The organism is Pseudoduganella sp. GW821-FHT11H04, from assembly GCF_058807935.1.
On sequence record NZ_JBXARE010000006.1, the window covers coordinates 265963 to 285532 of the forward strand.

General features: G+C 62.3%; 24 protein-coding genes. 10 read left to right on the forward strand and 14 right to left on the reverse strand.

Annotated elements, in window-relative coordinates; all coding sequences use genetic code 11:
• Genes murU through AC1RTP_RS16040 form a run of 4 tightly spaced genes read left to right on the forward strand, consistent with a single transcriptional unit; the run spans position 1 to position 4027 of the window.
• Positions 1-696, forward strand: coding sequence for an N-acetylmuramate alpha-1-phosphate uridylyltransferase MurU (gene murU, locus AC1RTP_RS16025; protein WP_498608621.1), 696 nt, complete (start codon positions 1-3; stop codon positions 694-696).
• Positions 693-2018, forward strand: coding sequence for a Xaa-Pro aminopeptidase (pepP, locus tag AC1RTP_RS16030; RefSeq protein WP_498608622.1), 1326 nt, complete (start codon positions 693-695; stop codon positions 2016-2018). Before murU ends, pepP begins: the two co-directional genes overlap by 4 nt.
• Positions 2015-3151 (forward strand): FAD-dependent monooxygenase, encoded by a 1137-nt coding sequence (locus AC1RTP_RS16035; protein ID WP_498608623.1) that lies wholly within the window; start codon positions 2015-2017, stop codon positions 3149-3151. The genes pepP and AC1RTP_RS16035 overlap by 4 nt, the downstream gene beginning before the upstream one ends.
• 9 nt (positions 3152-3160) lie before the next feature.
• Entirely contained in the window at positions 3161-4027 is an 867-nt protein-coding gene (locus tag AC1RTP_RS16040; protein ID WP_498608624.1) for a TIGR02285 family protein, read from the forward strand.
• Positions 4028-4159: 132 nt separating this feature from the next.
• On the opposite strand, the gene AC1RTP_RS16045 is transcribed toward AC1RTP_RS16040, so the two are convergent.
• From AC1RTP_RS16045 to AC1RTP_RS16055, 3 genes are read right to left on the reverse strand one after another with little or no spacing between them, the layout of a single operon-like run.
• Positions 4160-5635, reverse strand: a complete 1476-nt coding sequence (locus AC1RTP_RS16045; protein WP_498608625.1) for an NAD(P)(+) transhydrogenase (Re/Si-specific) subunit beta — start codon at positions 5633-5635, stop codon at positions 4160-4162.
• Positions 5632-5949 (reverse strand): NAD(P) transhydrogenase subunit alpha part 2, encoded by a 318-nt coding sequence (locus AC1RTP_RS16050; protein ID WP_498608626.1) that lies wholly within the window; start codon positions 5947-5949, stop codon positions 5632-5634. The genes AC1RTP_RS16045 and AC1RTP_RS16050 overlap by 4 nt, the downstream gene beginning before the upstream one ends.
• Before the next feature lie 11 nt (positions 5950-5960).
• On the reverse strand, positions 5961-7073 hold the full coding sequence (locus tag AC1RTP_RS16055) for a Re/Si-specific NAD(P)(+) transhydrogenase subunit alpha (protein WP_498608627.1): 1113 nt from the start codon (positions 7071-7073) through the stop codon (positions 5961-5963).
• A gap of 165 nt (positions 7074-7238) precedes the next feature.
• On the opposite strand from AC1RTP_RS16055, the gene AC1RTP_RS16060 reads away from it, so the two are divergent.
• Both AC1RTP_RS16060 and mnmA read left to right on the forward strand, forming a co-directional pair.
• Entirely contained in the window at positions 7239-7721 is a 483-nt protein-coding gene (locus AC1RTP_RS16060; protein WP_498608628.1) for an NUDIX hydrolase, read from the forward strand.
• A 30-nt stretch (positions 7722-7751) separates the two neighbouring features.
• Positions 7752-8861 (forward strand): tRNA 2-thiouridine(34) synthase MnmA, encoded by a 1110-nt coding sequence (gene mnmA / locus AC1RTP_RS16065; protein WP_498608629.1) that lies wholly within the window; start codon positions 7752-7754, stop codon positions 8859-8861.
• On the opposite strand, the gene AC1RTP_RS16070 is transcribed toward mnmA, so the two are convergent.
• From AC1RTP_RS16070 to AC1RTP_RS16085, 4 genes are all read right to left on the reverse strand, one after another.
• A complete protein-coding gene (locus AC1RTP_RS16070) occupies positions 8847-9278 on the reverse strand; it encodes a response regulator (protein ID WP_498608630.1) in 432 nt (143 codons plus the stop codon). The genes mnmA and AC1RTP_RS16070 overlap by 15 nt on opposite strands.
• 9 nt (positions 9279-9287) lie before the next feature.
• The gene (locus tag AC1RTP_RS16075; RefSeq protein ID WP_498608631.1) at positions 9288-10067 is read right to left on the reverse strand and encodes a 5'-3' exonuclease; all 780 of its coding nucleotides are present in this window, start codon (positions 10065-10067) and stop codon (positions 9288-9290) included.
• Between the two features lie 21 nt (positions 10068-10088).
• Positions 10089-10343 carry a hypothetical protein gene (locus AC1RTP_RS16080; protein WP_498608632.1) on the reverse strand — a complete coding sequence of 85 codons (255 nt, stop codon included), beginning with the start codon at positions 10341-10343 and terminating at the stop codon, positions 10089-10091.
• A 243-nt stretch (positions 10344-10586) separates the two neighbouring features.
• Complete coding sequence (locus tag AC1RTP_RS16085) at positions 10587-11258, reverse strand: glutathione S-transferase family protein (protein WP_498608633.1); 672 nt, start codon at positions 11256-11258, stop codon at positions 10587-10589.
• Positions 11259-11288: 30 nt separating this feature from the next.
• On the opposite strand from AC1RTP_RS16085, the gene AC1RTP_RS16090 reads away from it, so the two are divergent.
• On the forward strand, positions 11289-11660 hold the full coding sequence (locus AC1RTP_RS16090) for a group III truncated hemoglobin (RefSeq protein WP_498608634.1): 372 nt from the start codon (positions 11289-11291) through the stop codon (positions 11658-11660).
• Here AC1RTP_RS16090 and AC1RTP_RS16095 read toward each other — a convergent pair.
• From AC1RTP_RS16095 to AC1RTP_RS16105, 3 genes are all read right to left on the reverse strand, one after another.
• On the reverse strand, positions 11653-12207 hold the full coding sequence (locus AC1RTP_RS16095) for an EAL domain-containing protein (RefSeq protein ID WP_498608635.1): 555 nt from the start codon (positions 12205-12207) through the stop codon (positions 11653-11655). The genes AC1RTP_RS16090 and AC1RTP_RS16095 overlap by 8 nt on opposite strands.
• On the reverse strand, positions 12197-14485 hold the full coding sequence (locus tag AC1RTP_RS16100; RefSeq protein ID WP_498608636.1) for a TonB-dependent receptor: 2289 nt from the start codon (positions 14483-14485) through the stop codon (positions 12197-12199). Before AC1RTP_RS16100 ends, AC1RTP_RS16095 begins: the two co-directional genes overlap by 11 nt.
• A gap of 94 nt (positions 14486-14579) precedes the next feature.
• Positions 14580-14987 carry a DUF2946 family protein gene (locus AC1RTP_RS16105; protein WP_498608637.1) on the reverse strand — a complete coding sequence of 136 codons (408 nt, stop codon included), beginning with the start codon at positions 14985-14987 and terminating at the stop codon, positions 14580-14582.
• Between the two features lie 76 nt (positions 14988-15063).
• Between AC1RTP_RS16105 and AC1RTP_RS16110 the strand changes: the two genes are divergently transcribed.
• Complete coding sequence (locus AC1RTP_RS16110) at positions 15064-15348, forward strand: hypothetical protein (RefSeq protein WP_498608638.1); 285 nt, start codon at positions 15064-15066, stop codon at positions 15346-15348.
• Here AC1RTP_RS16110 and AC1RTP_RS16115 read toward each other — a convergent pair.
• The 3 genes from AC1RTP_RS16115 to AC1RTP_RS16125 are packed head-to-tail and all read right to left on the reverse strand — an operon-like array spanning position 15327 to position 17781.
• Entirely contained in the window at positions 15327-15611 is a 285-nt protein-coding gene (locus AC1RTP_RS16115; protein ID WP_498608639.1) for a DUF6587 family protein, read from the reverse strand. The two genes, AC1RTP_RS16110 and AC1RTP_RS16115, sit on opposite strands and share 22 nt — an antisense overlap.
• 3 nt (positions 15612-15614) lie before the next feature.
• Positions 15615-17504 carry a ferrous iron transporter B gene (gene feoB / locus AC1RTP_RS16120; RefSeq protein ID WP_498608640.1) on the reverse strand — a complete coding sequence of 630 codons (1890 nt, stop codon included), beginning with the start codon at positions 17502-17504 and terminating at the stop codon, positions 15615-15617.
• Between the two features lie 4 nt (positions 17505-17508).
• Positions 17509-17781, reverse strand: a complete 273-nt coding sequence (locus tag AC1RTP_RS16125) for a FeoA family protein (RefSeq protein ID WP_028102662.1) — start codon at positions 17779-17781, stop codon at positions 17509-17511.
• Positions 17782-17946: 165 nt separating this feature from the next.
• On the opposite strand from AC1RTP_RS16125, the gene AC1RTP_RS16130 reads away from it, so the two are divergent.
• On the forward strand, positions 17947-18156 hold the full coding sequence (locus AC1RTP_RS16130) for a (2Fe-2S)-binding protein (protein WP_498608641.1): 210 nt from the start codon (positions 17947-17949) through the stop codon (positions 18154-18156).
• Between the two features lie 8 nt (positions 18157-18164).
• Positions 18165-18839, forward strand: coding sequence for an energy transducer TonB (locus AC1RTP_RS16135; protein ID WP_498608642.1), 675 nt, complete (start codon positions 18165-18167; stop codon positions 18837-18839).
• Between the two features lie 50 nt (positions 18840-18889).
• On the opposite strand, the gene AC1RTP_RS16140 is transcribed toward AC1RTP_RS16135, so the two are convergent.
• The gene (locus tag AC1RTP_RS16140) at positions 18890-19570 is read right to left on the reverse strand and encodes a Fe2+-dependent dioxygenase (RefSeq protein WP_498608643.1); all 681 of its coding nucleotides are present in this window, start codon (positions 19568-19570) and stop codon (positions 18890-18892) included.

The window sequence follows — 19570 nt, forward strand, 5'->3', positions numbered from 1 at the left end:
ATGAAAGCCATGATCCTCGCCGCCGGCCGCGGCGAACGTATGCGCCCCCTGACCGACACCTGCCCCAAGCCGCTGCTGCCTGTACGCGGCCGCCCGCTGATCGTGTGGCATATCCAGAACCTGGTGCGCGCCGGGATCACGGACATCGTGATCAACCACGCCCACCTCGGCCACATGATCGAGGAAGCGCTGGGCGACGGCTCGCAGTTCGGCGCCAAGATCCAGTATTCGCGCGAAGCGGAAGCGCTGGAAACGGCTGGCGGCATCGCCAACGCCCTGCACCTGCTGGGCGATGAACCTTTCCTGGCGCTTTCGGGCGATATCTACTGCCCGCATTTCGATTTTTCCGAAGCGCTGGACGTGTTGAAGGACAAGGACCACCGCGGCGATCCGTATCCCGCCCACGTGCGCGACATCGCCTGGATCTGGCTCACGCCTAACCCATGGCACAACCCGGAAGGCGACTTCGCCCTGAACTTGTACACCGTTGCCAGCGAAGGTTCTCCGAAATGGAACTTCGCCAATATCGGCGTGTACCGTCCTGAAATGTTCGCCGCCATCGCGCCGGGCCGGAAGGCCGGCCTGGGCAAGCTGCTGTTCGAATTCGCCGACCAGGGCCGCATCGGCGGCGAAATCTACCAGGACGAATGGGTCAACGTCGGCACCGTGCAGCAGCTGGAAGAGCTCAACGCATGAAACCCTACATCGACCGCCGCACGCGCCTCCTGGCCATGATGGAGCCGGGCAGCGTGGCGGTCTTCGGCACCGCGCCCGAAGTGGCGCGCAACGCCGACACCGAATACCCCTACCGCCACGACAGCTCCTTCTACTACCTGACCGGCTTCACCGAGCCGGAGGCAGTGCTGGTGCTGGTTGCACGGCGCGGCGCGGCGGGCGCGCAGAGCATCCTGTTCTGCCGCGAGAAACACCTTGAATCGGAAATCTGGGACGGCTACCGCTACGGCCCGGAAGCCGCGCGCGAGGCCTTCTGCTTCGACGCCGCCTTCCCCATCGACGCGCTGGACGAACACATGGTGCGCCACCTGTCCAACGCCAGCGCCCTGTATGCGCCCCTCGCCCGAGGCGGCGAAGAGCAGCAGCGCCGCTGGTTCGACGGCGTGCGCAAGCTCTCCCGCAGCGGCACCACCGCACCGCCCGTGCTGCGCGACCTGCCGCCGCTGGTGGATGAAATGCGCCTGTTCAAGGACGAACACGAAAGCGCCATCATGCTGCGCGCCGGGAAAATTTCCGCCGGCGCCCACGCCCGCGCCATGCGCTTCGCCGCTGCGCAGCGCGGCGCCGGCAACGGCATCTACGAATACGAGCTGGAAGCCGAACTGCTGCACGAGTTCCGTCGCCACGGCGCGCAATTCCCGGCCTACACCCCCATCGTCGCCTCCGGCCCGAATGCCTGCGTACTGCACTACAACGTCAACAACCGCCGCATCGCCGACGGCGACCTGGTGCTGATCGACGCCGGCTGCGAGCTCGATGGCTACGCCTCCGACATCACACGCACCTTCCCAGTGAACGGCCGCTTCAGCCCCGCCCAGCGCGAGCTGTACGAACTGGTGCTGGCAGCGCAGCAAGCCGCCTTCGACGCCATCGCCCCCGGCCGCAAGTACCACGACGCTCACGACGCGGCAGTGCGTGTGCTGGCGCAAGGCATGCTCGACTTCGGCCTGCTGCAAGGCGCGCTGGACGAAGTGCTGGCCGAGAAAAAATTTACCCGGTTTTACATGCACGGCACCGGCCACTGGATCGGAATGGACGTGCACGACGTCGGCCTGTACCGCGACGTCACGCGTGAAGACAAGCCATCGCGCCTGCTGCAGCCCGGCATGGCGATGACGGTGGAACCGGGCATCTACGTACGCCCGGCAGAAGGCGTACCCGAGAAATACTGGAACATCGGCATCCGCATCGAAGACGACGTCATCGTCCGCGACGGCGGGTATCAGCTGTTGACGGGCGGCGCGCCCAAGACAGTAGCCGAGATTGAAGCGTTGATGAAATGATTGATTACGATATCGTCATCTGCGGCGCCGGCCCGGCCGGCATGGCGCTGGCGGCACTGCTGGTGAAGCGCGGCGTCGACGCATCGCGCATGGTGCTGGTCGACGCCAAGCCTCTCGAGCAAGCCATGCAGGACCCGCGCACCCTGGCCCTGTCCTACGGCAGCCGCCAGATCCTCGAACAGGTGGGCGCCTGGCCGATCCAGGCCACCGCCATCCACGAAATCCACGTCTCACGGCGCGGCCAGTTCGGCCGCAGCATGATCACACGCGACGAACACAGACTGCCGGCGCTGGGCTATGTCACGCGCTACGGCGCCATCGTCGAAGCGCTGGGCAACGTCTGCAAGCGCCTCGGCATCGCCGCCCTGCGACCGGTGCGCGTGACCGGCAGCGACGAAGCAACCGACAGCGTCACCCTGCATCTCGAAAGAGAAGGCGAAGGCCCGCGCGTGCTGCGGGCCGCAGTCGTAGTGCAAGCCGAAGGCGGCCTGTTTGGAGAACAGGCCGACAAAGCCGAAACGCGCGACTACCAGCAGAGCGCCATCATCGCCCAGGTGCACACCAGCGCCCCAGTGGCGCATCGCGCCTACGAACGCTTCACCAATGAAGGCCCGCTCGCCCTGCTACCGCAGGACGACGGCTACTCGCTCGTATGGTGCGCCCGCCCCGAAAACGCGCAAGCGATCCTGGGCCTGGACGACGCAGCCTTCCTCGCCAAACTGGGCGAAACCTTCGGCGAGCGCCTCGGAAAATTCACGCACGCCACGCGCCGCCTGGCCTTCCCGCTCGGCCTGAACGCCGGCGTCACCGGCAGCGCGCGCAGCGTCGCCATCGGCAATGCCGCACAAACCCTGCACCCCGTCGCAGGCCAAGGCCTCAACCTGGGCCTGCGCGACGCCAGCGAACTGGCGCGCGCCCTCGCGCGCGGCGCGACCCCGCAAGCGCTGGCCGACTACGCCGAACTGCGCCGCCAGGACCGCAAACTGACCGTGCGCCTGACCGACACCATGGCACGCATCTTCGCCAACGAATCCGCCCTGCAGCCCCTGCTCGGTCTGGGCCTGGCCGCCATCGACGTTGCCGCCCCGGCGCGCGCCGTGCTGGCCGAGCTGATGATGTACGGCCGCCGCTAAAGGACAGCAATGTCCCGCATCACGCCAGCCCTGGCCCTGCTCTCAGCCCTGCTGATGCCGGGTGCGCAAGCGCGCGACAAGATGTCCTGGCTGATGCCCGACGTCCCGCCTGCCTCCATGCCGCAAGATGGCAAGCCCACCACCGGCATCGCCGACCAGATCGTGCTGTACATCACGGCACGCTGGCCTGACACCGACCACCGCTTCATCTACGCCAATCCCAAGCGCACCTGGCTGATGGTCGAACGCGGCGAACAAGCCTGCGTGGTGGCAGCGCTGCGCAATACCGAAAGGGAGAAGCTGGCCTACTTCGTCAACACCAACCTGGTGCCGCCCTTGCAGCTCGTCGCGCAAGAGCACACCTTGCCGCACCTGCCGTTGAACGCGCATGGCGAAGTCGATTTGCAGAAATTACTGAGCAATCCCGTCATGCGCGGCATCGTAGTGGAGCGCCGCAGCTACGGCGCAGCAATGGATGAATTACTCGCCAACCGCCCTGCAAACTCACGCCTGGAAACAACCTCGGTCGGCGACTACGGACGCAATGTATTGAAGCTGGTCTTGCATGGCCGCGCCGACTACACCCTCGACTACGACTACGCGCTGCAATACGCCAGCAAGACCGAGCCGGATATCGCCAAGCTGCAGACCGTACCGATCGTGCAGAACAACAAGCCCATGCTGGGCGGCATCGCCTGTCCCCGCAATGCCTGGGGCATGGCAGCAGTGAAACGCATCGACCAGATCGTCGGCACCCCCGAAGGCGCCGCCGCCATGATCAAAGCCCAAAACAGCTGGCACACGCCAGCCTCGCAGCAACGCTACGCCGCGCAAATCAGCGAATTCCAGCGCCAGCGCGCCAAACCCACCCGTTAACGGAAGAGCCCGTGTCACACCTTGGGGTCACACCCCAAATGAGACACGGGCTCTTCCTTTCAACTGCCGAGTCCGTGTCCCGAATCGGGTGTGACCCCAAGGTGGGACACGGGCTGAGCTGTGGGTAGCCGCTTATTCGACGGCTTTCACCATGTCTTCCAGCACTTTCTTGGCGTCGCCGAAGACCATCATGGTCTTGTCCATGTAGAACAGCTCGTTGTCCAGGCCTGCATAGCCGGACGCCATCGAGCGTTTGTTGACGATGATGGTTTTCGCTTTGTACGCTTCGAGGATAGGCATGCCGGCGATCGGGGACTTCGGATCTTTCGCGGCCGGGTTCACCACGTCGTTCGCGCCCAATACCAGTACCACGTCGGCTTGCGCGAATTCGCTGTTGATGTCTTCCATTTCGAATACCTGGTCATATGGCACTTCGGCTTCCGCCAGCAGCACGTTCATATGGCCCGGCATGCGGCCTGCGACCGGGTGGATCGCGTATTTCACCGTCACGCCGTGGTGGCCCAGTTTTTCGACCAGTTCCTTCAGCGCGTGCTGAGCGCGTGCCACCGCCAGGCCGTAGCCAGGGACAATGATCACGGTTTCGGCGTTCTGCATCAGGAACACGGCGTCGTCGGAGGAGCCCGACTTGACGTTGCGCTGTGTTTGCGCACCGCCTGCCGCTGCTGCCGAAGCGTCGCCGCCGAAACCGCCCAGGATCACGTTGAAGAACGAACGGTTCATCGCCTTGCACATGATGTAGGACAGGATCGCACCCGAGGAACCTACCAGCGAGCCAGCGATGATCAGCATCGAGTTATTGAGCGAGAAGCCAATGCCCGCCGCTGCCCAGCCGGAGTAGGAGTTCAGCATCGATACCACCACCGGCATGTCGGCGCCGCCAATCGGGATGATGATCAGCACGCCCAGCACAAAGGCAATCGCCGTCATGATCAGGAACGGTGTCCAGGCCGGCTCATTACCGCCGCTGAACACGAACACCAGGCCCAGGCCGACCATGATGATCGCCAGCACCAGGTTCAGCATGTGCTGGCCGCCGAATACCACCGGCGCGCCCTGGAACAGGCGGAACTTGTACTTGCCTGCCAGCTTGCCGAATGCGATCACGGAACCGCTGAAGGTGATCGCGCCGACAAAGGTGCCGATGAACAGCTCGATGCGGTTACCCGTCGGCAGCGCTTCGCCGCGCAAGGCGATGCCAAAGGCGTGCGGTTCGGCCACTGCGGCGACGGCGATACACACTGCCGCCATACCGATCAGCGAGTGCATCGCCGCCACCAACTCCGGCATCTTGGTCATCTCAACGCGCTTGGCCAGCACGGCGCCAATGCCGCCGCCCACCAGCACGCCCAGCGCCACCAGGCCGAGGCCCAGTCCACCGGAACCGCCAGCCGCTGCAGCCGCTGCATCCGCCTTCAAGCGCAGGATCAGGGCGATGGTGGTGACGGCGGCAATCGCCATCCCCGCCATGCCGAAGGCATTACCCTTACGAGCCGATGCAGGCGACGACAGTCCCTTCAGCGCCTGGATGAAGAACACAGATGCGATCAGGTACATCATCGTGACAAGGTTCATGCTGATAAAGCTCATGCCTTGCCTCCTTCCGACGTCGCCTTCTTTTCCTTCTTCTTGAACATCTCCAGCATGCGCTGGGTGACAAGGAATCCGCCGAACACATTGACCGCGGCCAGCGCCACGGCGACCGTGCCCATGATTTGCCCAACCAGGCCCTCGGTCAGCGCAGCCGCCAGCATGGCGCCCACGATGATGATGGCCGATACCGCATTAGTGACCGCCATCAGCGGCGTATGCAGCGCCGGCGTGACGTTCCAGACCACGTGATAGCCCACATACACGGCCAGCACGAAAATGATCAGGTTGATGATGGTGTGACTGACTTCCATTCCTCTGTCTCCTATTTCCGCAACTGCTCGCCGGCATGGCAGACCAGGGTTGCTTTGATGATTTCGTCCTCGCGGTCGATGACCAGCTTGTCCTCTTTATCGAAGACCAGCTTGAGGAAATCGAGCACGTTGCGCGCGTACAGGGCGGAGGCATCCGCCGCGACGTGGCAGGCCAGGTTAGGCTCGCCCACGATGTACACGCCATGCTTGACCACCGTCTTGCCCAGTTCGGACAAGGGGCAATTGCCGCCCTGCTCCACCGCCAGGTCGACGATGACGGAGCCGGGCTTCATGGCCTTCACGGTTTCTTCGGAGATCAGCACAGGCGCCGGACGGCCCGGGATCAGTGCCGTGGTAATGATGATGTCAGCCTGCTTGGCGCGTTCATGCACCAGCTCCGCCTGTCGTTTCATCCATTCAGGCGGCATCGGGCGCGCATAGCCGCCGACGCCTTTGGCGATTTCTCGCTCCTCGTCGGTCAGGTAAGGCACGTCGATGAATTTTGCGCCGAGCGACTCCACCTGCTCTTTCACCGGCGGACGCACGTCGGACGCTTCGATCACGGCGCCCAGGCGCTTGGCGGTTGCAATTGCTTGCAGGCCGGCCACGCCAACGCCCATGATCAGCACACGGGCAGCTTTCACGGTTCCCGCTGCTGTCATCAGCATGGGCATGAAACGCTGGTAGGTATTCGCGCCAACCATCACGGCCTTGTAGCCCGCGATATTGGCCTGGGAGGACAGGACGTCCATCGACTGCGCGCGCGTGATACGCGGCACAGCTTCCAATGCAAAGGCGGACAGGCCGGAAGCCGCCATAGCCGCAATGTTTTCCCCATCAAAAGGATTCAGCATGCCGACCACCACGGCGCCCGGTTTCATCTGGGCCCGTTCGTCGGCATTCGGGGCGCGCACCTTCAGTACCATTTCCGCGCCCAGTGCCTCTGCGGCGGTGCCAATCGTGGCGCCGGCAGCGGCATATGCTTCGTCCGTCACCGAGGCTGGAATGCCGGCTCCCGCCTGCACTATCACCTGGTGTTTGACTGCTAGTTTCTTGACCGTTTCTGGCGTTGCCGCCACTCGGGTCTCCCCCGGCCTTGACTCGGCCGGTACGCCAATCTTCATATTGCCTCCTAATAGTGGGAAAAACTGACTAAAATCTAACATGAAATGAACAGGGGGCAACATCAGGTATGCCGAATTGTTGCAATGCACAAGCTTTTAACACCCGTGTCACAACGAAGAGGCAAGATCAGGCTACAATGTCGGGTCTTGTGAGAATGGACTAACATGCCGCGCACTTGGAAACCGAATGTCACAGTCGCCGCCGTCATCGAGCGCGACGGGAAGTTTCTTCTGATCGAAGAAGAAACCAGTGATGGCATTCGCCTGAACCAGCCGGCTGGCCACCTCGATCCCCTGGAATCGCTGGAACAGGCCGTCATCCGCGAAACCCTGGAAGAAACCGCCTACGATTTCACCCCGACCGCCCTGGTGGGCATGTATATGTCGCGTTACCGCTCGGCACGTACCGGGCAATTGGTGACCTTCCTGCGCTTCGCCTTTTGCGGCGAAGTGGGTGATTACTATCCTGAACGGCCGCTGGATGAGGGCATCCTGCGCACCCATTGGATGACGCGCGATGAAATTGCAGCTTGCCGCGAGCGCCACCGCAGCCCCCTGCTGCTGACTTGCGTAGACGAATATTTGGCGGGCAAACGTGCTCCGCTGGAAATCCTGCACACCCACGTGTCGGTATTCGAGGAAGTCTGAAGACTTCTTCTAGTTTGGAAAAAACACAACATGAGCAAGAAAAAAGTTGTCATCGGCATGTCCGGTGGCGTTGACTCCTCCGTTTCCGCTTGGTTACTGAAAGAACAAGGCTATGAAGTTATCGGCCTGTTCATGAAGAACTGGGAAGACGACGACGATTCCGAATACTGTTCCACCCGCCAGGACTGGATCGACGCAGCCAGCGTCGCCGACGTGGTGGGCGTGGACATCGAAGCCGTTAACTTCGCCGCCGAATACAAGGACCGCGTGTTCGCGGAATTCCTGCGCGAATACCAGGCCGGCCGCACCCCGAATCCGGACGTTTTGTGCAATGCCGAAATCAAATTCAAGGCCTTCCTCGACCACGCCATGCACTTGGGCGCGGACCTGATCGCCACCGGCCACTATGCGCGCGTGCGCCACAACACCCTGACCGGGCGCCACGAGCTGCTGAAAGCCGTCGACCACACCAAGGACCAGAGCTACTTCCTGCACCGCCTGAACCAGGCGCAGTTGTCGAAGACCCTGTTCCCGCTGGGCGAAATCCCAAAAACGGAAGTGCGCAAGATCGCCGAAAAACTGCAGCTGCCAAATGCGGCCAAGAAGGATTCCACCGGCATCTGCTTCATCGGCGAGCGCCCGTTCCGCGAATTCCTGAACCGCTACCTGTCGTATAAATCCGGCCCGATCAGGACCCCCGACGGCAAGGTGGTGGGCGAGCACGTGGGCCTGTCCTTCTACACCCTGGGCCAGCGCAAGGGCATCGGCATCGGCGGCGTGAAGACTTACCAGAACGCCGACGGCTCTTCCGACGCCTGGTACGTGGCGCGCAAGGATGTCGAAAACAATACGCTGTGGGTGGTGCAGGGCCACGACCATCCGTGGCTGCTGTCGGAAGGGCTGCATGCGGCCCAGGCCAGCTGGGTTGCCGGCGTGGCGCCGGAAGCAGGCCGCATCAGCGCCAAGACCCGCTACCGCCAGGCCGACGTGCCTTGCGACGTTGCCGCCAATGGCGACAGCGAGTTCGCGCTGAAATTCATGGATGCCCAATGGGCAGTCACCCCAGGCCAGTCGGCCGTGCTGTACGACGGCGACGTCTGCCTGGGCGGCGGCATCATCAACGGCTCAAGCTTCGTCTGACCCAGGGGCCGGGCCGGCGCCTTGCGCGTCGGCCTGCGCCTTCTGTTGACGCTTCACCGCCGTAATAATGGTGTTACGCACCGTCTTCAATACCGTCCCGCCGTTGAACGGCTTTACGATATAGCCATTAATGCCCATCGCATGGGCTTTCTGGATCGTGGCCTGGTCGAATTCCGACGAGACCATGAAGATCATGGCTTTCGGCCAATCCTTGCGCATAGCCTGCATGGCCGCTTCATCAGCTTCGATGCAGTCGCGCGCAACACAGATGATCTGCGGGTTGTGCTTGATCAGCAGCACATTCGCAGCCACGCAGGTATGCGCCTGGCCGACCACGTCGTAGCCGCCGTCGATCAGCACCGTATTGAGCAGGCCCCGTGCTATGGCGCTGCTGTCGATAAGAACTGCTTTTAACATCAGAAGGTCTTAACGGTGGTCCCAGGCCAGCATATTCCAGCTCACGCCGATCCGGACGTCCGTTTTTAGTTGTACTAATTGACGAGAAAGATACAACATCTCGCGCTCTTTTCGTAGGCTTTCGCCCACTTTGTCCTTCAGGATGCCTGCGCCGGCCATGATTGCGTCCAGATTGCCGTATGTGCGCAACAGTTTGGCGGCGGTCTTCACGCCCACGTTGGAAACGCCGGGGATGGAGTCGGTCTCGTCGCCCATCAGCGCCAGCAGGTCCGGCAGCATGCCGGGCGTGACGCCCCACTTCTTCTCGACCCACTCCCGGTCGTGCCACTCGGACTTGAAATGGTCCCAGATGCGGGCGCCCTCGGCGATCAAGCAATGGAGGTCCTTGTCGGTGGTAGCCACCACGGCCTCGCCCCGGTTTTCCGTCAGCCAGCGCGTGACCACGGTGCCGATCACGTCGTCCGCTTCCACATCGGGGATGGCGATCGGGCACATGCCGATGTTCGTCAGCTGCATATAGAACTCGGGAAGCGCTTCGCGCAGGACATCCGGCATCGGCTGCCGGCCTTCGCGGTAGCCCTTGTACAGGGTATGGCGCCAGGTGCTGCCGCCGTAATCGAAGGCAGGCAGGATATGGGTCGGCTCGTGGCCGTTGACCAGGCGCTGGAATGCGTTGAACGCATGGCGCATCGCTATCTCGGCTTTGAGGTCGGAGTCCGGCTCCGGACTCGCCTCATACACACGCCGCACAATATTCAAACCATCAATGGCCAGCAATCTTCCTGTCATAGCCGACATTTTACCGTACAGCTACTTGCTCTCGGCCTTTGCCTCGGCAGGTAATTCACTGGCTCTGTTATCGCGGTCGTAAAAATCACGCTGCTCAGGAGTCAGCAATTCTCGTGGGTAACGCCAACCGCGAACTGGAACCACTTTTGCAAGTTCTTCCTCAGTCCATGGCTGTGCATCTGGGTCTGCCAGCGCAGCTTCGACGATTTGACGATCTTCCTCGTCAGATGGCAACTCAATCCGGCGACCGTTAGGCATTAAGAGATACTCTGGCATACAAATTCCTTTCCTGCTTGTTCGCCTTTCTCAGAGTCAGCACCCGCATTCGCCACTTCCTCTCGACAAATGCCACAAAGAACAATCCATCAGCAGAAGGGACCAAACAGCATAGGACAACGGACGTCCGTGTAGTCGCTTGTTGTCGCGGTTCTTGCGCTGATCGAACTCTATTTCCACACTATCCTCACCGAGTAAGCTGGTCAAGCAAGCTTATCCGGCGGTGGCAGGGAGCGTTTTGCGTTAGCGCAGCAGTTCGTAGGGACCGCCGCGTTCGAGCGCGCGCTGGAAGGCGGGGCGGGCGTGGATGCGCTGCAGGAAGGCTTGCAGGCGCGGGTGGCTGGCGCCGAGGCCGGCGCGGGCGGCGGCGGCTTCAAGCGGGAAGCTCATCTGGATGTCGGCGGCGCTGAACTCATTGCCGGCGAACCAGTCGCGGTTGGCGAGCTCGGCTTCGAGGAAAGCCAGGTGGCGGTCAATATTGGGCTGCACGAAGCTCGACAGGACCTTTTGCACAATGGCGCGCTTGATCGGCTTGACGAAGAATGGCGCAGGCGAGGACTCCACCTTGTCGAACACGAGCTTCATCAGCAGCGGCGACATCAGCGAGCCTTCTGCGTAATGCATGAAGTAGCGCCAGCGCAGCTTGTCCGGCGTACCGGCGGGCGGCACCAGGCGGTCGTTGCCGTGCTTCTCCACCAGGTACTCGATAATCGCGCCGGATTCGGCCACGATATTGCCTTCATGCTCAATCACCGGCGATTTGCCAAGCGGGTGCACCTTGATCAGCTCCGGCGGCGCCAGCATGGTTTTCGGGTTGCGCTGGTAATGCTTGATCTCATAGGCCAGCCCCAGCTCTTCCAGCAACCACAGCACGCGCTGCGAACGGGAGTTATTGAGGTGGTGGACGATGATCATGCGCGGACTCCGGAGGGTTAAAATGGAGCCATGACTTTACCATTGACCCAGGAATCCATCGCGACACTCGTGCACGAGTTCTACGAGGGCGTGCGCGCGGATCCGGAACTGGGTCCGGTCTTCAACGCGGCCATTGACGACTGGGAACCGCACCTGGCGCGCATGATCGAGTTCTGGAGCACCACCATGCTCGGCACCAAGAGCTTCCAGGGCAATGTCTACGGCAAGCATATGGCGCTGCCGGGCGTGCAGCCGCAGCACTTCCAGCGCTGGCTTTCCCTCTTCCAGTCAACCGTGGACCGCCTGTTTGAGCCAGCCGTGGCGGAGGAATTCCGCACCGTGGCCAGCCGTATTGCACAGAGTTTGCAATACGGCTTCTTCGGCCAGGTGCATTTCAGCTGAAGGCGTCGGCGGCACTCATCACCGAGTAGCTTGCCTGCCAGCGGCGCAGCGCAACCGGCAGCACGTGCACCGGCTGCGGCGAGGCGATGAATTCGCCCGCGGCATGCGCGCAGCCGGCGGCGCGCACCTGCAGCCAATCCAGCAAGTCCGCCACATCGCAGCAGGCATCGCCGCCACCGGCTTTCAGAGACAGGCGCGTTGACGCCATGCCTGCCTGCGCCAGCAACCCCGCCACGGCATCGCGCAAGGACGGCTCGTCCAGAACGGACTGCGGCAAGGGTAGCGCCAGCACCATGTCCAGCTCAAAGCCCTCCGCACTCCACATGCGCAGGGCAGCGAGGGCGTCGCACACCATGTGCAGCACAAACAGCTCCTGCGCTGCGTGACCGGCCAACGCGCCAGCAATGGCCGGCGTTGCGGCCAGGCTGCCATCCTGCCGGCGCCAACGCACCTCGGCCTGCACGCAGGCGATGCTGCCGTCGCGCGCCGCCACGTGCGGGTGGCACCAGAGTTCGAACTCGCCGAGTTCGAGGGCATTACCAATCAAATTTCACCTCCGCAGAGTAAGAGCGCTGTGGATACGGATGGAAGTTCCAGTACTTGTAGTTGTTGGCATTGTCGATGCCGAAGGCGGCGCTCCAGTGCTTGTCGATGCGATAGCGCACGCGCGCGTCGACCGTGAAGTACTTGCTGGCGCCCTGGTAGGCAAAGCCGTTGACGTCCGTGTTATCCAGCGTGGAGTACTGCTTGCCGCTGTAGCGCGCAGCCAGCGTGGCGGTCAGCTTGTCGTTGACACGGTAAGTCGCCACGGCACTGGCGCGCCACTCCGGAATGCGCGGCTGCCATTTGCCTACACTGGCAGGGAATTTCTCATTGCGCTTAATCTTGGAATCGGTCCAGGTCAGGCTGGCCTGCATGTCCAGGCCCTCCACCAGCACGTTTTCGTTCGACCACGCGGTTTCCAGGCCATGGGTGCGGATCAGGTCCACGTTCTGCACATTGGTCACGTTCGGCGTCACCAGCACATTGGTCTGCGAGTACAGAGCATCGCTGTTGCGCTCGAAGAAGGCCGTGATGCGCAGGGCGGAATTGCCGACCAGGCGTTCGGCCGTCAGCTCCGTGGTCCAGGAGCGTTCAGGCTTCAGGTTCGGATCGTTGTTGATCAGGGTGCCGGTGTTGTTGATGCCGCCCTGGTACAGCTCGGACACGGTCGGCATGCGCACGGCGCGGCCGGTGGAGGCTTTCAGCGTCCAGTCCTCATTGGCCTGGTAGGCCAGCGCCGCTTTTGGCGAAACATAGTTGCCGCTACGCTCAGGATGGTGCACGACGGTGGTCGCATTGGCGGTCTCGCCGTCGCGGCCTTCCCAATGCTCGAAGCGGGCGCCGAGTACCGTCTTCCAATCTTGCGACAGCTTCCAGGTGTCTTGCAAATACAGGCTGTCGATGCTAGTGCGGCCGGAGAAGGCCTGGTTGCGAGCACCTGGTTCGCCGTTCAGCCAGTCCGTCGTTGTGCGTTCGATGGTGGACAGCTTGTACGCCGCGCGCTGGTAGCCGAAATCGAAAATGTGCGCGCCACGCATGCCGTCTGGACGATAGACGCCCTTCAGCGACAAAGTGTTCCAGCCAGTGCCGCCCTGGTCGACGATGCGGCCTGCGCCGCCGGTAGCCGCAGCAGGGCGCGCTGTGGTCGGAGCACGCAGGATGTCTTTGCTGTAGTCATACAGGCTGGCCGCTACCTCCCAGTCGAACAGACCCTTGGTATTGCTCTTCACGGTCAGACCATGCATCAGGTGGCGCAGTTCCTCCTTCGAGGAGTTGAAGTCGGAAGCGGCCAGCGTGAAGCTGCGGCCATTAATCACCACCGGCCCGCTGAACACCGGCTTGCCGGCCGAATCGCGCAGGTACGTATCCGGCGAACCATGCGAATCGTTCTGCCACCAGCCCAGCGAATAGCTGGCGCGCACGGTCGGTGAAAAATCGTAGGCCAGCTTGATCTTGGCGTGGTCCTGCACCGTTTTGTACTGGGTGGCGGTGCCGAGGATGTAGATGTCGCGGTTGGTGCGGTCCTTGTCAACCACGGCGCCGCTTACCGGCACGCCGGCGCCGCCTGCAGTACCGGCCGAAATGACGCGGCTGGTGAAGGTCTGCGGCTGGCCGTCGCTATCTGTGCGGTTCACGCTGACGAACCACGACCACGCGCCGAAGCGGTTACCGAGCGACATGCTGGACTGGCGCGCGGTGGAGGTCATCTTCGTGTTGTACAGCTCAAAAGGCTGGCGTACATAGCCCACGCGGGCATGAGCTTCGAACTGCTTTGGCATGCGCGTCACATAATCGACGACAGCACCGACCGAATTGCCCCCATAGGCCGCGGAGAACGGGCCGTACAGCACGTCGACGCGTTCGATTTCTTCCGGCGCCACCATGCCCCAGCGCGGCGCGAAAGTGGCGCCGTTACCGAGATAGTTCGACAGCAATACGCCATCCGCATACACCGCCGAACGTGCGCTGTTGCCGGTGCCAGAAGCGCGGGTGGAGAGCACTGCGTGGTTGTAGTCGCCGATGTAACGCTTGCGCACCAGCAGGCTTGGCAGGTATTTGAGCGCGTCTTCCGCATCGCTGGCGTTGACCTGGTCTTCGATCTGGGCACGGGTGATGCCCTCGATGGTGGTCGGGATCTGGGTCGGCAGCGAAGTCGGATGGTTGCCGGCGATGACGACGGTGCCTACCAGCTTGAGCGGCGATTCCCCTTCATGTTCGGCATACGCAGGAGCCGAGAAGACGGCCAGCACGGCGGCGGCCAGGGGAATGAGACGGGTGTTCATGATGCTTCCTTTCTTGTGTTCGAGCGGTGGCCTTGCGACCGCGCCGCCAAAGGGCGCGTGCAATGCAAGGCTGTTGAGTACTGCGGTGGAAGGATCAGGCGGAAGGCGGGGCCCGCGACGGCGGGGCGAGTCGTTCCTGCTGCGGCAGCGCTGCGGGCGCCGCCAGTTCGGGCACGCTGCGTGATGGCAGCGTCAGGGCCAGCGCCAGGCCGGCGGGTGGCGGCGGCCCGGCAGGCAGGTCGGCCTGCACCATGCAGTAGCCGCATTTCTGCAGCACGTGGTGAGCTTTGGGCTGCTGCTGCGCGTGGCAGTGCGCCACATTATTTTCGCCGCAGGCCGCGGCCAGCAACGTGGACAAGGTCGGAGCGGAGACGGCCATCAGCATCGCAAACAGCGCGATCCTGACTATTCCGGCAATCTGTCTCCTGCTCCAGCCCACGATGGCTCCCACAATGCAAACTCGATAAGTAGCATTGTAGATACACGTTTCGGGCGGCGACATGCCCTAGATCAAGTTTTCACTTGCAGGGCTTGCCCTCGGGCTGATATTGTCAATATTTCAGCAATGTCATAGCCCCATGAACCATTTACTCGCTATCGAGTTGGCAGGAATGCTGTTCCTCCTGTCCTGCCTGCCCATCTGGCTGGCGGGAAAGTGGTATGCCGCGCGTGGTGCACGGCCCGCACTAAAGCGATCGTTCGTGATTAACCTGGTGCTGGTCCTGGTCGGCATCGGCCTGGCCTGTGCGGCAGCAGCGATGGGAATGCGCGAGCCCAAGGCCATGCTCACATTTGCCTTTGGCTTGCTGGGATTTGCGGGACTACTGGTCTCCGCCGCGCTTCACGCGTTCGATGAAGTGTAGATCTTGATGACGCGGCGCGCCGGTCCGCCTTCGGGCGGCGGCGCAGGAGGAGCGGACGAGGAATCGCCGCATCCGCCGCAGGAACCGCAGCCGCTACTGCAGCTCGATTCGGTATTGAAGAAGCGCGCCAGCCGCTCTTGCGACAGGCCGCCGCGCGACAGGGTATAGACGATCTGTTGGCGCCACGCGGTAGGCAGGTATTTGCGCGCCGCTTGCAGCGCGGCGGCTGCCACGATGATGCCGACAACGATTTCCTGCCACATGGTTCAGCCTCCGAACGCCAGCGCGACGCGGTAAGTGATGAAGGTGGCCGTATAGGCCAGCACGAACATATAGCCCGCCATCATCAACGGGTACTTCATCGAATTGGTCTCGCGGCGCACCACGGTCAGCGTGGACAAGCACTGCGGCGCAAACACATACCAGGCCAGCAGCGCCAGCGCGGTCGCCATGCTCCAGCTGGAAGCAATCACCGGCTGCAGCGAATTGGCCAGCTCGTCGCCGGTCTGGGACAGCGCATACACAGTACCCAGGGCGCCCACCGCCACTTCACGCGCGGCCATGCCCGGCACCAGCGCAATGCAAATCTGCCAGTTGAAGCCAATCGGCGCGAAGATGAATTCCAGTGCGCGGCCCAGCATGCCCGCAATGCTGTAGTAGATCGGCGGATGGGTAGCGCCTTCCGGTGCACCCGGGAAGCTGGACAGGGCCCACAGCAGCACCATCAGCGTGAGGATGGTGGTGCCAACGCGTGTTAGGAAAATCTTGGCGCGCTCGTACAGGCCGATGGCCAGGTTGCGCATATGCGGCCAGTGGTAGGCAGGCAGTTCCAGCATCAGCGGTTGGTTGCGCTTGGCGCGCATGGAGCGCTTCATTACCCAGGCAACGGCCATGGCGGAGAAGATGCCGGCGAAGTAAAGGCAGAACAGCACCAGCCCTTGCAGGTTGAAGGCGCCCCACACTTCGCGGTTCGGGATGAAGGCGGCAATCACCAGCGCATACACAGGCAGGCGCGCGGAGCAAGTCATGAGCGGCGCGATCATGATGGTCACGATGCGGTCGCGCGGATTCTGGATAGTGCGCGCCGCCATGATGCCCGGGATTGCGCAGGCGAACGACGACAGCAGCGGAATGAAGGCGCGGCCCGAAAGGCCGACGCCGCCCATCAGGCGGTCCAGCAGGAAGGCGGCGCGCGGCAGGTAGCCGCAATCTTCCAGCACCAGGATGAAGAAGAACAGGATCAGGATCTGCGGCAGGAACACCAGCACGGCGCCGACACCACTGAAAACACCATCCACCAGCAGCGAGCGCAGGATGCCGTCCGCCATATGGTTGCTGATCAGGACGCCGAGGTCGGCCACGCCGGCAGCGATCATGTCCATCGGCTCCTTGGCCCAGCTGAACACGGCCTGGAATACACAGAACATCAGTACGGCCAGGATGATCGGGCCCATGACCGGGTGCAGCACGAAGTGGTCGATCTTTTCGGTGCGGTTGCCACGGTCGTCGGCATCCTTCACGGCGACCGACAGGATGCGGCGCACTTCGCGCTGGGTGTCTTCCACGCTGACAGCATCGATGGCGGACAGCGGGTTCGACTGGCTCTCATAGAAGGGCCACATGCCGTCCAGCGCATCGAGCAGGGCCTTTTCGCCGCCGGACTTGACGGCGACGGTTTCCACCACCGGCATGCCGAGTTCCTGCGACAGCCTGGCCACATCGACCACGATGCCGCGCTTCTTGGCCACGTCGACCATGTTCAGGCACAACACCATCGGCAGGCCGAGGCGTTTAATTTCCAGCACCAGGCGCAGGTTCAGGCGCAGGTTGGTGGCGTCGACCACGCACACCACCACGTCGGGAGAACGTTCGCCTTCGCGCAGGCCCGCGACCACGTCGCGCGTGATCATTTCATCCGGGGTGTGGGCGGACAGGCTGTACGCGCCCGGCAGGTCGAGCAGGCGGAAGCTGTTGCCTGCGGCGGAGGTGAACTGGCCTTCCTTGCGCTCGATGGTCACGCCGGCGTAGTTGGCGACCTTCTGGCGGGCGCCGGTCAGGCGGTTGAACAGTGCGGTCTTGCCGCAATTCGGGTTGCCAAGAAGGGCAACCATTGGCTGCTGCGCGACGGCTTGCGCGGCCTTTTCTACTGCACCCATTGCTTTATTCCGGTTGGATCGAGATCAGCGCAGCTTCGAAGCGGCGCAAGGCAAACGTGGCGTTGCCTACTTTAATGGCGAGAGGTTCGCCGCCTGGCAGGCCACGCTTGAGCATGCGGATGCGCTCGCCGGGCACAAAGCCCAGCTCCATCAGGCGGCGCGCCAGGTCGGCGCCGTCCTCGGTATCGTCGGGGTTGCCCGGGGCAATGTGAATCACCGTTCCGCTCTGCCCCACCGGCAGGGAATCAAGCTTGATCAAGGTAGGAGCAAGGGTCATGGCGATCTTTCGATGTAACTCTACCGTCACATTATAAATGAGAATTTAAATGAGAATTGTTCTTAATGCGCTTGCATTGTAGTCCGGTTCGGGTAGAATGGGAACCGTAATGATAATGATTCTCAGTAACGGAATCGCAATCTTAGCCAGAAGGTAATCTCCGAAATGATCGTTTGTGTCTGCAACAACATCTCTGATCGAGAAATCCGTCAAGCCATAGATATGGGTATCAGCTCCATGGACGAGTTGCGCGAAGCGCTCGGCGTGGCCACCTGCTGCGGCAACTGCCTCAGCTATGCGGTGGAAGTGCTGGATGAACATCTGGGCAGCGGAATCCAGGAAACGGTTCTGAAACGCCCATCACTCGCAGTGTAAGGAGCGTTATGCAGACGATGACTTTCCCGGCCGGGGGCTTTGGTTCCGGCGCTGGCAGCAACAAGCTGCCCAAGATCGCAGTCGTCGTCGCCTTGCATGCCGCCTTGGGTTATGCGTTCGTCAACGGTACGATGCACCGTTTGGTTGAAAGCATTCCCGAAGTCGTGAATGTCACTTTTGTGGCGCCACCGCCACCTCCCCCACCTGTTTCGCAGCCAAAGATAGTAGAAGTCGCGCAGAAAGCGCCTGCTATCGCTCCTCCGCCGCTGCCGATGCTGCCGGTGGTGGTTGAGAACACCATTACTCCTCCACCGTCGCAAGTGCGCGTTTCCGAACCTGCGCCGGCGCCAGTTGTTGCAGCACCAGTTGCTTCGGCACCAGCAGCGCCAGCGGCGCCGGCTGGGCCGCGCGTGATTTCGGCTGTTGAATATATTCGTGCACCGCAGCCGGTGTATCCGTCTTCGTCGCGCCGCATGGGCGAACAGGGTGTTGTGACCTTGCGCGTGCTGGTGAATGAGAAGGGGTATGCGGAGCAGGCTTCGATTCAGAAGTCTTCCGGCTCCAGCAACCTGGACGAAGCTGGCCGCGCTGCGGTCATGCGCGCAGTGTTCAAGCCTTATGTAGAAGATGGCAAGGCGCAGTCGGTGTACGTTGTTGTGCCGATTAATTTCCAGATGTCTTAAACCCGGTTAAGCTGGGTCCGACCCTTGGGTCGTACCCAGGTTTACCGGGTTTACAGGTCAGCCCACATGCGCAGCAGGTTGTGATAGTGCCCCGCCAAGCCAACGGTCGCCTCATCATCCCCATGCGCGCCGCGCAGCTTCTGGATATTCTGGTCCAGCTCAAACAGCATCGAACGCTTCCAATCATCACGCACCATCGACTGCGTCCAAAGGAACGAAGCCACGCGCTCGCCTGAAGTCACAGGATTCACTCGGTGCACGCTGCTAGCGGGGTAGATAATCGCATCGCCCGCCGGCAGCTTGACCTCATGCGCCCCGTAGCTATCCATCACAGTCAGCTCGCCCCCTCCATACTCCTCAGGCTCCGACAGGAACACGGTAGTGGAAACGTCCGAACGCATCACATCCGACGACCCAGCCATATGCCGGATCGCGCCATCGATATGCAAGCCGTAGGTCTCACCGCCCGCATAGCTATTGAAATACGGCGGCAGAATCTTCAACGGCAAAACCGCCGAATAAAACAGCGGATTCTTTGCCAACGATTTGATGATGATATCCCCGAGCTCCAGCGCCAGCGGCGTCCCTTCCGCGATCTGCCGGTTGCGCTTGACCTGCGCCCCCTGCGACCCCACGCTGGCGCGGCCGTCGATCCACTCGGCGGCCGCCAGGCGTTGGCGGAAGGTTTTGACTTGCTCCGGCGTCAGCACGCCGGGGATATGCAGCATCAT